Raw genomic sequence first — 14,005 nt, forward strand, 5'->3', positions numbered from 1 at the left:
CTCAGCCCTTCAAGACAGCACATTCCGAATGTAGCCCCACTTCCCGCCGCTGAAAGACCATTCGCCATTCTCACCGCTTGAACGCCACGATCCACCAATATTAACCAGCGCCAATCCTTGGGAAAAGGGTTGAGCGTTGTCAAATTCTGTGGGAATGACAAGTTTACCTGTCTTGTTAATATAGCCCCACTTGCCAGCAATTTTGACTGCCGCTAGCCCTTCTAAAAAAGACTCAGCATCCTCAAATTGCGGCAAAATTACGACCTGCCCAGTTTTATCGATATATTCCCATTTTCCAGCAATTTTTACCGCTGCTAATTCTTCTGAAAAAGCCTTAGCATCCTCAAATTGCGGCAGCATTACCAGCTTTCCCGTCGTGTCAATATAACCATATTTGCCGCCAACACCGATACGTGCCATCCCTCCCGAAAAGCTATCAGCGCTATCAAATTGATAGGGGATTTTGAGGTTCCACGTCTTATCAATGTAACCCCATTTGCCATCTATCTTGACAGGTGCATATCCTTCCGAAAAAGATTCTGCATCATCTACTCGCAGTAAGATTAAAAGATTTCCCTTCGTGTCAAGATAACCATATTTGTTATCAATTTTTATCAGTGCTAACTCTTCTTGAACAGGTTTCGCACTATCAAATTGGAATCGACTGACAAGTTTACCCGTTTTGTCAATATAGCTCCACTTATAGCCCATTTTGACTCGCGCCAGCCCGCTATTAAAGGAATCCACCCAGTCAAATTGCGGCTGGCTCACACTTTTTCCTGTAGTGTCGATATAGCTATATTTGCCGCCAATTCTCCGACTGGTAAAGCCAAGCTGTTTTAATTGTGAGGGATTAAATGGTGCAGGCTGGGCGTAAGGGCCAGAACGCAAGGCTTTGGCTAAGGCGTCGTTGTCTTCTCGCAGACCTTCGTAGAAGAAGAAAACTTCGCCTTGGATGCCACAAAAGCGATTGTAAGCGATCGCCTGCAACAAGTAGTCGGCGCTGATGCGATATCCCCCTACTTTTAGTAAAATACCGGGCATCAGCGTTGGTAGCTGTTCGGCGGTAAATTGCTGGGCGACAAGACTATCAACCAGTTGTTTGTAACTAAAGAAATCGCGGCGATACAACTGTGGATGTATCATATCAACCAACCCGCGATCGCTCCAAGCTTTGGGATCTTGCAGATATTCCTGAAGTGCCCAACCGTGGGGACTCGGTGCCAGTGAAATCAGCAATTCTGGCTTAATATTAATCACTTCTTGGTAGAGGCGAGTTAAGAAATCGGTGAGAATATCCGCACGCCACTGAAGCCATTGCGGATCTTTCGGGTTTTGCGGAGGATTTTGGAAGAATTGCTGAAAGTAGCGATCGCTTGTTCGTCGATCGTAGCCCGCAACACTTGGAAGTGCAGGCATTCGATCATCCCCTTGAATGCCGCTGATATCGTAATTTTTAACAACTTCTAGCACCAAATTTAGTAAGAATTCTTGTACTTCAGAATCAAGGGCATTCATCCACTCGAAACTGTTCTTTTTAACTAAATTCCCGCTGCTGTCGCGGGCAGCCCAATCAGGTTTTTTCGCTAGAATATGTCCGCCATTTTGATTGTAAGAAGAGGCGAATCCGTATTCAAACCAGGGAATCACCGCAAGTCCAACTCGACGTGCCTCAATTACCATTTCAGCTAAGGGATCGCGATCGCTATATCGCGGATCAATTTCGACTCCAAAATTGTCTTGCATCACTTTACTGGGATATAGCGTAAAGGCATTATTCCAAATAACCGGAAAGACTACATTGAACCCAGTTTGAGCGAGAAAATCCATCGCCGCAGCAATGTTTTGCCGAGAATTCAGAACTTTGCTATCTGTTGTGGTAATCCAGACACCGCGAGTTTCCATTACTGCCTCTTTGGCGCGTATTGTCTAATCAGTGCCACTCCTTCAGAAAAAGCATCTGCTTCATCAAATTGTGGCGAGATTACGAGTTTACCTGTTTTATCGATATAACCCCACTTGTCAGCAATTTTGACTCGTGCCAATCCTTCCGAAAAAGCTTCAGCTTCATCAAATTGCAACCCAATAACCACAAATTCCATCCCCGGAATATACTGCAACGGCACGCCAGAAATGCCCAAAGCGCGACAAATCAAAGCCGCAATCTCGCCTCTGGTGGCATTCTGATTGGGGTTGAAGCGTCGGACATGGGGATAATTGACGACAAGATATTTTTCGATTGCAGAAGCGATCGCTCCAATTGCATAATTAGGAATCTGCGCCGCATCCTCAAAATACTTTTTTAATGTCTCGCTGGGATTTGTCGTAGCGCCATACTTCAACCCCGATACCAAAGCTACAAAAGCTTGCACTCGCGGAATTGGCTGACTTGGCTTAAATGTGCGATCTGGATAGCCAGACAAAAAACCCGCCCGATAAACAACTTGAATCGCCTGATAAGCCCAATGATTTGAAGGCACATCCACAAAGTTAATTGCATTCCGAATCGGGACGGCATTGGGAAACGCCTTTCGTATCAGCGCCGCAAACTCCGCCCTCGTCACCTGTGCATTTGGACGAAAGCTACCATCTGGATAGCCGCTAATCAGATTTCGCGCTTGCAGTTGTTTGATACACTCTTGCGCCCAATGGTTTTGAATATCAGAAAAGATCGAATCGTTCAATCTGACTAACTCCTCTATTAATATGATTCTCATAAATACGACATATTTTATACCCCCTATACCCCTTGTAAAAGAGTGAAATTTTATCATAGTCTCCCTTTTTAAGGGGGGTTGGGGGGATCTAAGGGTAATCAAGCGTCAATAATCATCGTCTTGATTAACGATTTTAATTTTGCTAGCGGCTTTAGTCGCTTTATCCCGCGCCTCTTGGACATTACTTGCTTTCGCCAAAGCGACTCCCATTCTGCGGTTAGGGCGAGAATTTGGCTTGCCAAATAACCGGATGTCTACATCAGGTTCAGACAAAGCTTCTTGCACTTCCATAAAAGCGATCGAATTTGAATGCTTACTTGCCAGAATTACTGCACTCGCTGAAGCCCCTAATAGTTCTATTTTAGGAATTGGCAAGCCTAAAACCGCTCTTAGATGCAATTCAAATTCATTCAAATTTTGAGAAATTAATGTCACCATTCCCGTATCATGAGGTCTGGGAGAAAGTTCGGAAAAAATTACGGAATCTTTGGTAATAAAAAACTCTACGCCGAAGATGCCAGCGCCTCCCAAAGCATCGGTAACTTTTTGCGCGATCGCCTGTGCTTCCAAAAGCAGTTTTTCTGGCATTGCTGCTGGTTGCCACGATTCTTGATAATCGCCCCTTTCTTGACGATGACCGATAGGAGGACAGAAAATGGTCGGAGCATTCCACTGCTTAATTGTTAGCAAAGTTATTTCTAATTCAAAGGGAATAAACTCTTCGACAATAATTTTTTGAGTATCTCCTCTAGAACCTTCAATCGCATACTTCCATGCCGCTTCAACCTCATCGAGCGAATTGACAACTGATTGACCTTTTCCAGAGGATGACATCACAGGTTTTACTACATTTGGAAATCCAATTATATCGGAAACTTCCATAAATTCTTTCAGCGTTGTTGCATAAGCATATTTAGCAGTTCTAATTCCTAACTGTTGATGGGCGAGTTCCCTAATCCGGTCTCGATTCATCGTATAATGGGTAGCAGTGGCAGTCGGAATAACTGTAAATCCTCTGTTTTCAAATTCAATCAGTTTCTCCGTCCTAATCGCTTCAATTTCTGGAATAATTAAATTTGGCTGATGTTTTTGCACGACGGCTTCCAAGTCATCGGCACTGAGCATAGAAATTACTTCAAATTCATCAGCAACTTGCATCGCTGGAGCATTATGATAGCGATCCACTGCAATCACATAGTTGCCCAGACGTTGAGCCGCAATGACAAATTCTTTGCCGAGTTCTCCCGAACCAAGCAGCATAATCTTTTGAGGAAGCTTCAGAGAGGGTTTCATTGATTTTTTGAGTTTGAGCTATCAGATTTCGCCAATTCATTGTAAAACTAACCAGCGCTTTTTCGATCGGCGATCGCAAGAGAATTAACACATTCTTCTTTCCTACGCGGCGGAGGGCGGGTTTATCCCAATTTTAGGTAGGAATTATGTATCTGGCTATCAAACCTACCTCTACAAGAATTAAACCGTACATCAACAGAGATATAATACTTGCAATTTTGCCTGACTCTTTTATAGCAATCTCAGGATTTTCTCATAATTTATAGTTAAGCTGGAAGTCAGTAGAGTCTGAAGATCGCTAAAACTTGTAATTCATGTCATTTATAAGGAGCTATCAACAGGTAATTAACAAAATCAAGCAGAAAATCGATCCATTTTCACTTCAGTTTCGCCTAACCGTAGGGATTACGGCTGTTTCGATCTTCGGAATCAGTAGCGTTGCTATTTGGACGAGTTGGAAAATGCAGCAACTTTTGATTAGTTCCCCTAAGCAAAACATTCAGCAGATTGCAAAGCGTTTTCCACAGGATGTCAAACTCTACAGTGAAATGATACCTGTAGAGGCTGGACTGCAAAAGGCAATTGATAACCGCACCACGCCAAATTTACTAATCTGGGTGACTTATCCTAATGGTGAAATCCCTGCTAAATCTATAACGCTGGTTGCGCCACCTTGGCAAGGTAACGACACTTCTGCCCAATTGCTGTCCCTGTCGGGAATGACGATCAAACCCGAAATTTATCAGATTAACCAACGCTATTTAGTGATTTCTGGTACCCCTTTAATCGTGAAGGGCGCAAAAATCGGTAATGTTTACGTGGCACAGGATATCACTAGCGAACAAACAATGTTTGAAGCGGTGATTCGTAGCATGGGAATTGCTTATATCGTAGCAATTATGACAATTACGATAGTAATTGCTATCTATATCAAGCGATCGCTTCAACCATTGCGACAAATGAGCCAAATGACTCAAGTCATCTCGGTAGAAGATTTAGGGCAAGCACAACTGCATCTTGAGCAGGCTCCCAGCGAAGTTAAGGAACTAGCCAATACCTTCAACATGATGTTGTCTCGCTTGTCGCAAGCTTGGGAACAGCAACGGCAATTTGTCAGTAATGTTTCCCATGAATTGCGGACACCTTTAACGATTGTTTATGGCTATCTCCAAAGTACCTTGCGACGAAGTACCAATTTAACAGAAGCACAGCAAGAAGCGCTGGGAATTGCGGCTTCTGAGACAGATAGCACGATCCGCCTATTGCAAGATTTACTCGATTTGGCACGAGCGGATAGTGGTTATATGCATTTCCATTTGGAAAACCTGGTTCTAAACGATTTGGTGGCAGAGGTGGTAGGAATGGCACAGCAATTTAGCAGTCGAGAAACGATAATTGAGGCAAGTTCCTACCCAATTGAAATTAGAAGCGATCGCAACCGTCTTAAACAAGTACTGCTCAACTTAATCGATAATGCCTTAAAATATTCTGAACCCAACGAACCTGTCACCATAAAATTAGCTCAAACGCGCGACAATGTAACTATCCAAGTTTGCGACAAGGGTTGTGGCATTCCTCTGCAACAACAAGCCCTGATCTTTGAGCGCTTCTACCGCGTGGATGAAGCTAGGGCACGTTCAACTGGTGGTGCTGGTTTGGGTTTATCGATCGTTAAAACCCTGATTGAGGGCATGGATGGGAGCGTCACAGTGAGATCAAAACTCGGTGAAGGTAGCGTTTTTACAGTCATCTTACCCGCACCTTAATTAAGCAAAGAGTTAGAGCTGTAAGGGCTTTCGCATTCGTGCAGATAGATTTTTGGTAAACCGTCAATTTTTATACGCGAATGCGAAAGCCCCTACTTATGACAGCACATATCTTGTTGGTGGAAGATGAAGTCAAACTGGCTCGATTTATCGAATTAGAATTGACCTATGAAGGATACCAAGTCAGCGTAGCTCACGACGGCTTATCGGGGCTGACAACAGCGCGAGAATCCAATCCGGAGCTAGTGATTTTAGACTGGATGCTGCCTGGATTATCGGGATTGGAACTCTGTCGCCGCCTGCGGACAACCGGAAATAAAGTCCCGATTATTTTATTAACTGCAAAAGATGAAGTCAGCGATCGCGTGGCTGGTTTAGATGCCGGAGCAGATGACTATGTTGTTAAACCATTCAGCATTGAAGAATTATTAGCGAGAGTCCGCGCTCACTTGCGACGAACTCACGAAGAAAATCCGGATCTCTTACAATTTGAAGACTTAAGTTTGAATCGACAGACACGGGAAGTTTATCGAGGCGATCGCGCAATTGAATTAACGGCGAAAGAATTCGATTTACTAGAACATTTACTTGCCCATCCTCGCCAAGTGATTACGCGCGATCGCATTTTAGAGCAAGTCTGGGGCTACGACTTTATGGGCGATTCCAATATCATCGAAGTTTATATTCGCTACCTCCGTTTAAAACTGGAAGAAAATAACGAGAAGCGTCTGATTCAAACCGTGCGCGGTGTTGGCTATGTGCTGCGGACTTGACTTTTTGAGTAGCGCATCGTGTGACGAAGGAGCGATCGCTACCTAAACAAACGCTCAACGGAACAACTAAACCCAGGTAAAAGAGGACTGGTTAAATTATCTTCCTTGAACAAAGTTGCAACCTGTTTCAAAACCCCATTTTCCCGTCGATAAACTTCCACCTGTTGCTTTTCGCGAGCAAAAATCCAATAGTCCCGCACTCCTTGAGCTGAATAGAGTTTTAGTTTAAGTTGGCGATCGCGTCTTTCCCGATCCTCCCCTGGTGACAACACTTCTACTACCAACTCCGGCGCACCAGTCAGATGTCCCGCCTCATCCAATAATTCTGCCAGACGTTCCTTACTCGCCCAAACCACATCAGGAATCACATTGTCTGCATCCGTAAAGATGACTCCAGGAGTCGTCGCCGCATCTCCCAATCCCGTTTCTAGCGACCAAATTTTCAACTCTCCACAGACATTATCAGCAACATTTTGATGTCTCCAATGAGGCGCTCTGGTCACAAATAACTCTCCATCAATAATCTCATAACGCTTGCCATCATTAGGAAATAACTCTAAGTCGGCAGTTGTCCAACGTACTTTATCTGATACTGTGGGGGTCATAGGTCAAATCTCGATTGGTTATACTTCTATCTTTTTAGTTTAGTAGTGTGCGTGAGCGATCGCCTAACGCACCATTTCCAACGCCTTACTCTGCTTTGTCGTTAATAGTTTTACAATATCCGAATTAACCGTATCTTCTCCTGAACTTAGCTTTTGTATTGGAAGTTCTGAAGATAATGATGTTGGTATTGACAAATTTGCTGGTTGCAGGTCAATTTCAATTCTAATTTTATCTTTTTCAATCTTTACATTAGCTATTTTGCCTAAGATGTCTACAGGTACGCAATTAGTCGCTTGATACTGAAAAGGAGACTGAGTTTTGTATCCTGCGTCCTCAAGCCATTCAGTAATATTTCTCCAGATTTGTAGGCTCCCTTTGAGGTCACGAAACCCAGCTCTGGTGAGCTTTGTTGGGTTTCACTTACGCTGATACTGTTGGCGATAGTATACAAAGCTTCCTACAAACGTACTGCATACTTTGAGAGGCAACGAAATCTCAATGGCTTCAGCATTTGTCACCTCTGCGTAATCGTGTTCGTAGCCCATTCGCCAACAGTATCCGCTGGCGCTCTACCCAACCTACACTTAACTTCTAACGACCCAGATGGCGAGCCGCTAATTGCATCGCATCAGCAATATCGACATCGCCATCGCGGTCAGCATCTAAGAAAGCACTTAAAACTGGATTCGACCCTTGGGGATTTTGAGCGCTGGAGCCAGTTTTTAGGAGATTTAACACGAGGGGAACGAGAACCGGCAACATCTGTTGAATCATCGCCGGATTCAAGCCTGTCCTTTGAGCAATTGCTTGCACGATTTGCGGCACTTGAGAAAAACCAAAAAGAGCATCCACGGCTTGAGGATTGGGAGAACTGCCGCTATATTGATTGACAAGAGCTTGCGCTTGTTCGGTGCCTTCGGTAGCTTGCTTCTGTTGTAGAGCAGAGCGCACGTAGTTACCCACAAGGGACATTGCAGATTGCACTGTTGAGGGATCGGCACCATAATTATTGCTGACCTGCTGCACAGTGCCAAAAATATTATCCATCTGTCCGGGAGTCGCAGCGCGATCTGGACTGTCTAGGGCATTGATAATTTGCTCGAAAAGTCCCATAACTCTTTTTACTCTGATAACTTGAACAAAATGTCTCACTTTTAGGCTGTAGTTCGCCTCTAGCTATTAGCAGAGAATTTTTGTAGTTGATGTTGATGCGACACCGACTTGATGTTTGATGGGTAGAGCGATCGCTAACTCTGTACCCACCCCTACTGAAGATTTGCAGCTAAATCTACCGCCATGTTTCTCTACGATAATCTGACGGCTGATCGCTAGACCCAAGCCCGTACCAATGCCTCTCGGTTTCGTGGTAAAAAAGGCATCAAAGATTTTCTCCTGATGTTCGGGTGCAATACCAGAACCGTTGTCAGCAATCCGCACCCCAACTGTGTCCTTGTTGAGGCGTTCTGTGGAAATGACAATTTTCCCAAACTCTTTTGTCTCTTCTAAAGCATCAATAGCATTGCTTAGTAGATTCATAAATACCTGATAAAGCAAGCCTGTGTAACCTTCAATGGCTGGGATGTCGCCGTAGTTTTGAACAATTTCGATATTGTTTTTAATCCGATTATTCAGAATCAGCAGGGTACTATCAAGACAGGCGTGCAAATCTACAGAGTTGGGTTGTGGATCGTCCAGGCGAGAGAAATCTTTTAAACTTAGAACAATTTGTCGAACTCGGTCAGAACCGACTTTCATCGATTGCAGAACTTTGGGCAGGTCTTGTTTAAGAAAATCGATATCGATTTCCTCTGCTTGAATTTGAATCGCTTCAGGAGGATTGGGAATTTCAGCTTGGTAAGTTTCTAGTAATGCTAGAAGTTCCTCAACGTAGTCACCAGCATGAGCCAAGTTGCCATAGATGAAGTTAACCGGATTATTGATTTCATGGGCAACTCCGGCAAGCATTCGTCCCAAGCTAGACATTTTCTCACTCTGGATCAGCCGCAACTCGCTGTCTGCTTTTTGTTCTTTCAAAAGGTGCCCCACCTGGTGGATGAGCTGATTGAGGGAGGTTGCCAACATTCCCACTTCATCTTCAGTTGTAATCGGCACTTGCAGTTCAAAATTAGATTCTTGAGTAGCCCGCTGCGCTACATTGGTTGCAGCTTTGAGGGGACGGACGATGGCGCGAGAAGTGTAGATGGCTAAAAGGATAGCGATCGCAATTGACAACAAAATGCTAGCGACAATGATTTGAAATCGAATTGTTTCCGCAGCAATCAAGGCAAGTTCTGCCTGCTGAACATCCTGATAAGAGCCATAAATGATTTCAGTTAAGTTGTCTGAGAGGTCATCAAATTTGAGCGCTACAGAACCATTCGTGAAATTTAAAAGTAGTTTTTGTGCTTCCTGAATCTTCTCTGCCTTTAAACGAGACGGAGCAATGTTCAGTACTAATTTGTCTAACTGCCGGAAGTAGGTTTCTGGTACGTTTTCGTAAGTTTGCAGAAAACTGGGTATCCCGTCAGCGTGTACATGAACCGCTACCTCGCGTTTATAAATGGCGCTGTTTGTATAAGATTTGATTTCAGACAATACGTGCCTAATTTCAGTGGTATGCTCCAGAAAATGGGAGTATTCTTTTTGAAACAATTCCGGCTTCTCTGCTAGCGGAATCAGCTGTTGTTGGTGTGTACGTGCCTGTAGTACACCATTTTGCAAGCGATGGAGAAGGTTTAGTTCTTGGTTGCTATATTCATGCAACTTCGTAGCCGGTTGTTGGTAGTAATCTCCAATCATAAATCCGGCAGCCGTCCCTAAAATGGCAATGCCCAGGGTCAGCCCATATCCATAACTAATCTTTTGGCTAACACTGAAACGGCGTGTTACCCGGCTGAGCCAGCCTGAGATACTTGCTGGGTGGGGGAAGGCACTGCGTAAGCGTATCTGAGGCTTGCTGATGTTTGGCTCAGAGATCATCGATCTATCCGGTGGAGGATAAGTTTAAAAGCTATTTTGTATTATAATTTATACTTTTTAAAATTCACCCAGAAAGACGCTTCAACTCTATCATCTCAGGACTTACGCAACATCATCACATCTGGGGCAACCACAGGGGATTGAACCCGAAAAAACGCTATATGTATAAGCTTTGCGTAAGTCCTAATCTAAGAGGAGAAAAACCACGGCAACAGGCTCTACTTTGTTTGTGGAAGCATCTCTTGCCTGTTGCTGATAGCAGACAATGAGAGGGAGATTAAGATTAGAAGCATCTCCTTACCACAATCCTATTCATGCCCCTGTCGCGCTTATTAACGCTGATCGTTGGCCTCAGTGTAATTCTGGGGCTGATGCTGTGGCTGATTAATTCTCTATATCGGCTGTATATCCAAATTTCTTTTACCGCACCTTTGCTGGGAAATCTGCTGCTTTTGTTGCTGATTGCCCTGCTGGGGGTGCTAATCGGTGGATTTATCTACTATGTAATGGTTCTTCAGGGGACTGCAAAAGGTTCGCGGCAACGCCGCAGACAGCCGAAAATCCCAGAAGCGAAGACAGAGGCGGCTTCAGAAACCCTCAAAGCAGTGCGGCAGCAAGTGGCACAGATTCAGGATGAGGTGTCGCGGCAGGCATTACTGGAGCGATCGCGCGAAATTGAAGCAAACTTGGCGCGTGGGGAACTGTTAGTCGTCGTATTTGGCACGGGTTCCGCTGGCAAGACTTCTTTGGTGAATGCGCTGATTGGGCGCATGGTGGGACGGGTAGACGCGCCAATGGGAACCACTGAGGTGGGGGAAACTTACGTTCTCAAGTTGAAAGGGTTAAATCGGCAAATTCTGATTACCGATACGCCAGGAATTTTAGAAGCAGGGGTGGCGGGAACGCAGCGAGAGCAACTGGCACGGCAATTGGCGACTGAAGCGGATTTGTTGTTATTTGTGGTAGATAATGACTTGCGGCAGTCGGAGTATAACCCGCTGCGAACCTTGGCAGAGATTGGCAAGCGATCGCTGCTGATCCTCAACAAAACCGATCTTTATACAGACACAGATAAGGAAACGATTCTGGCGCGTCTGCGGGAACGAGTGCGCGGATTTATCGCCACCGCCGATGTTGTAGCGATCGCCGCGAATCCCCAGCCAGCCGAGTTGGAAAGTGGCGAAACCTTCCAACCCGAACCCGATGTGATGCCCTTAATTCGCCGCATGGCGGTGGTTCTCAGAGCCGAAGGGGAAGACTTAGTCGCTGACAATATCCTACTTCAATCTCAGCGACTGGGAGACGAAGCGCGACGCCTGCTGGATGCTCAGCGCCGACGCCAAGCGGAGAAGGTGGTAGAACGTTTTCAGTGGATTGGTGCGGGTGTCATCACCGTGACGCCCCTGCCAGTGGTGGATTTGCTAGCAACCGCCGCTGTAAATGCCCAAATGGTTGTAGAAATTGGCAGAATTTACGGTTGCGAGCTGAATATGGATCGAGGGCGCGAATTAGCGCTTTCTTTGGGTAAAACTCTCGCTAGTTTGGGAATTGTCCAAGGAGCAATTGAATTGCTTTCTAGAGTCCTCCAACTGAGTATCGCCGCCTATCCCATTGGTAAGGTCATTCAAGGCATTACCGCCGCTTATTTGACTCGAATTGCTGGAAAGAGTTTTATTGAATACTTCCGTCACGATCAAGATTGGGGCGATGGTGGAATTACTGAAGTTGTACAGCGACAGTTTCAGCTAAATCGCCGGGATGAGTTTATCAAGACATTTGTGCAAGAAGCGATCGCGCGAGTCGTCAAACCTTTAGCAGAAGCGAAAGAACCAGAAGCTGAACCTGAACCTGAATCCGATCGGCGTCATCAATCGTCTTGAAAATTGGAATAAGAAATGGGAAGTCGGAAGTCGGGGAAATACACATTTTGCAGCTAACAATCCTAACCCCCATCCCCTTTCCGGAATCGGCTATGCATTACCCATAAGCCCCAGCTTGGGTTCTCAGGTTGAGGGTGAAGCATTCGCGCCTTGTAACTTTCAGGACTTACGCAAAGCTTATACATATAGCGTTCTTGTCGGTTCAATCCCCCTGTGGTTGCCCTTACTATGTGGTGCTATTTGCGTAAGTCCTGACTTTAATGTACCAACTTAAAATTTATCCGGATATAGCAATCGTCAAGGTGATTAATAAGGTCAAAGAGACAGTTCGCTCTACTTGGAGAGATTTGTATGGAATTAACAATTGCAGTAATAGCCTTCACCTGGATATTTTTTGCTTTTAGTGGCAAAACTTTGTCAGATCAAAAGGGATCTGACAAAAAACCAGAATATATCGCCAAAATCTACAAAAACGATTGAAAAAGAGGCAGTAAGAACTTTTTAGCTACTTGTTTTTGCTCATAAGATGACGAGTTTTTAGCTGCTCAACCTTTCAATTGCTCTTTGAGTTGTAGGTTGGGTTGAGGAACGAAACCCAACACGCATAAGCATTTGTTGGGTTTCGTTCCTCAACCCAACCTACTAGCTACTCAACCCAACCTACGCAGATTTTGAATTTTTAGCTCTAAATGAACCGTATTGGGTTTTAGCTGTTCAACCTTTCAATTGCTCTTTGAGTTTGTCGTCAAGGAGATGGGGAATTATCAAGTTAAAAATTTCCAATTCCCACCTTTTCTTACCTGCTCTAAACAGAAAAACGTAACTAATATACCCAGCAACTTACAACTGCTTGGTATAAGTTTTGATGCGATTTCTAGCATCCAAAAACTTTAGCTGCTGGTAAAGCATCGCAATTTTCGGCAAATCAACACCTGCTGCTTGTGCAGTTCGTAGGGGATTGCCGAACATGGTTTCCACCTCTAGAGGACGCCCTTCGTCATAGTCTATTTTCATGCTAGTGCGGTACGGCTTCATCTTTGCCGTATGATCGAGCATCTTTTCGACAAAGCTATCAGGAATTATCCGACCAACGGCAGATGCACCTGCCAACACTTCACCCATCAACTGCTCGGCTAATAATCGAGTGTGAAAATCGCTCATCAGCTCATCTGTTGTGGCGTCAAGAACCACAGAAAGCCCGTTATATGGGATATTCCACACCAGTTTCTGCCAACGAGCAAATAGCAAGTCTTCAGCAAGTTGGATAGGGATGTCAGCACTTTCAAAGTCGCTGGCAATCTGACGCATTCGCTCGGTAATCCCGCCGGATTGATAATCGGGAGTATATTCGCCAAGTGTAATCGCTTTATAGTCAAGGTGGCGGATGTGTCCTGGTCCCACTTTATAAGAACAGAGAAAGCATAAGCCTCCCATCACTCGTTCCGAACCAACAATTTTGGCGACTTTCTCTTCAACGCCTAGACCATTTTGCAGCACCAAGACAACACCATCATCCTTGATCGCAAATGGCAGCATTTCAGGTAGCAGGTGGTTTTGGGTCGTTTTCAGCGCCACAACCACCACATCGCAAGGTGGCATCTTGCCAGCGTTAGGGTAGGCGTTAACGTGGGGGAGGGTAAAATCGCCATCTGGGGACTCAATGACTAAACCCTGTTGCCAGACGTGTTCGTAATCGCTGTGCAACAGGAAGTGGACATTCAGCCCCGCTCGTTGTAGTTTAGCTCCGTAGTAGCCCCCCAGCGCTCCTGTTCCGAGGATGGCGTAACTCCGATTAGACATTGCTCTCTAAAAAAGCTGAATCGCGGATATTTGGGCAACTTGCACGACTGGCGGTAGTTGACTTTGGGGTGCGGGTATCATTTCACCCCGGAAATCTAGTAACTGAACAAGCAGCAGATAAGCGATCGCTAGAATTATAGAAATTGCCCCAGCGATAATTGCCACAATCTTTGAGCGTTCCATCAGTTCCC

At 45.0% G+C, this 14,005-nt stretch carries 11 protein-coding genes; 3 read left to right on the forward strand and 8 right to left on the reverse strand.

Annotation, left to right across the window (positions count from 1 at the left end):
- Window positions 1-9: 9 nt before the first annotated feature.
- From AC2VDX_RS08580 to purT, 3 genes are all read right to left on the reverse strand, one after another.
- On the reverse strand, window positions 10-1,905 hold the full coding sequence (locus tag AC2VDX_RS08580) for a WG repeat-containing protein (protein WP_378171743.1): 1,896 nt from the start codon (window positions 1,903-1,905) through the stop codon (window positions 10-12).
- On the reverse strand, window positions 1,905-2,684 hold the full coding sequence (locus tag AC2VDX_RS08585; RefSeq protein WP_378171741.1) for an S-layer homology domain-containing protein: 780 nt from the start codon (window positions 2,682-2,684) through the stop codon (window positions 1,905-1,907). Before AC2VDX_RS08585 ends, AC2VDX_RS08580 begins: the two co-directional genes overlap by 1 nt.
- Window positions 2,685-2,822: 138 nt before the next feature.
- A complete protein-coding gene (purT, locus tag AC2VDX_RS08590) occupies window positions 2,823-4,010 on the reverse strand; it encodes a formate-dependent phosphoribosylglycinamide formyltransferase (protein ID WP_378171739.1) in 1,188 nt (395 codons plus the stop codon).
- Window positions 4,011-4,324: 314 nt separating this feature from the next.
- On the opposite strand from purT, the gene AC2VDX_RS08595 reads away from it, so the two are divergent.
- Together AC2VDX_RS08595 and AC2VDX_RS08600 are read left to right on the forward strand one after the other, a co-directional pair.
- The gene (locus tag AC2VDX_RS08595) at window positions 4,325-5,776 is read left to right on the forward strand and encodes a sensor histidine kinase (RefSeq protein WP_378171737.1); all 1,452 of its coding nucleotides are present in this window, start codon (window positions 4,325-4,327) and stop codon (window positions 5,774-5,776) included.
- Between the two features lie 98 nt (window positions 5,777-5,874).
- Window positions 5,875-6,549 (forward strand): response regulator transcription factor, encoded by a 675-nt coding sequence (locus AC2VDX_RS08600; RefSeq protein WP_378171735.1) that lies wholly within the window; start codon window positions 5,875-5,877, stop codon window positions 6,547-6,549.
- Between the two features lie 38 nt (window positions 6,550-6,587).
- On the opposite strand, the gene AC2VDX_RS08605 is transcribed toward AC2VDX_RS08600, so the two are convergent.
- From AC2VDX_RS08605 to AC2VDX_RS08615, 3 genes are all read right to left on the reverse strand, one after another.
- Entirely contained in the window at window positions 6,588-7,154 is a 567-nt protein-coding gene (locus tag AC2VDX_RS08605) for a Uma2 family endonuclease (RefSeq protein ID WP_378171734.1), read from the reverse strand.
- A 592-nt stretch (window positions 7,155-7,746) separates the two neighbouring features.
- A complete protein-coding gene (locus AC2VDX_RS08610) occupies window positions 7,747-8,268 on the reverse strand; it encodes a DUF937 domain-containing protein (protein WP_378171733.1) in 522 nt (173 codons plus the stop codon).
- 66 nt (window positions 8,269-8,334) lie between these two features.
- The gene (locus tag AC2VDX_RS08615) at window positions 8,335-10,134 is read right to left on the reverse strand and encodes a sensor histidine kinase (RefSeq protein ID WP_378171731.1); all 1,800 of its coding nucleotides are present in this window, start codon (window positions 10,132-10,134) and stop codon (window positions 8,335-8,337) included.
- Between the two features lie 314 nt (window positions 10,135-10,448).
- Between AC2VDX_RS08615 and AC2VDX_RS08620 the strand changes: the two genes are divergently transcribed.
- Entirely contained in the window at window positions 10,449-12,014 is a 1,566-nt protein-coding gene (locus AC2VDX_RS08620; protein WP_378171729.1) for a YcjF family protein, read from the forward strand.
- A gap of 840 nt (window positions 12,015-12,854) precedes the next feature.
- On the opposite strand, the gene AC2VDX_RS08625 is transcribed toward AC2VDX_RS08620, so the two are convergent.
- Both AC2VDX_RS08625 and AC2VDX_RS08630 read right to left on the reverse strand, forming a co-directional pair.
- Entirely contained in the window at window positions 12,855-13,814 is a 960-nt protein-coding gene (locus tag AC2VDX_RS08625) for a putative 2-dehydropantoate 2-reductase (protein ID WP_378182266.1), read from the reverse strand.
- A 6-nt stretch (window positions 13,815-13,820) separates the two neighbouring features.
- Window positions 13,821-13,997, reverse strand: a complete 177-nt coding sequence (locus AC2VDX_RS08630) for a hypothetical protein (RefSeq protein ID WP_378182269.1) — start codon at window positions 13,995-13,997, stop codon at window positions 13,821-13,823.
- Window positions 13,998-14,005: the final 8 nt, after the last annotated feature.

The sequence above is a fragment of the Coleofasciculus sp. H7-1 genome (assembly GCF_057473865.1).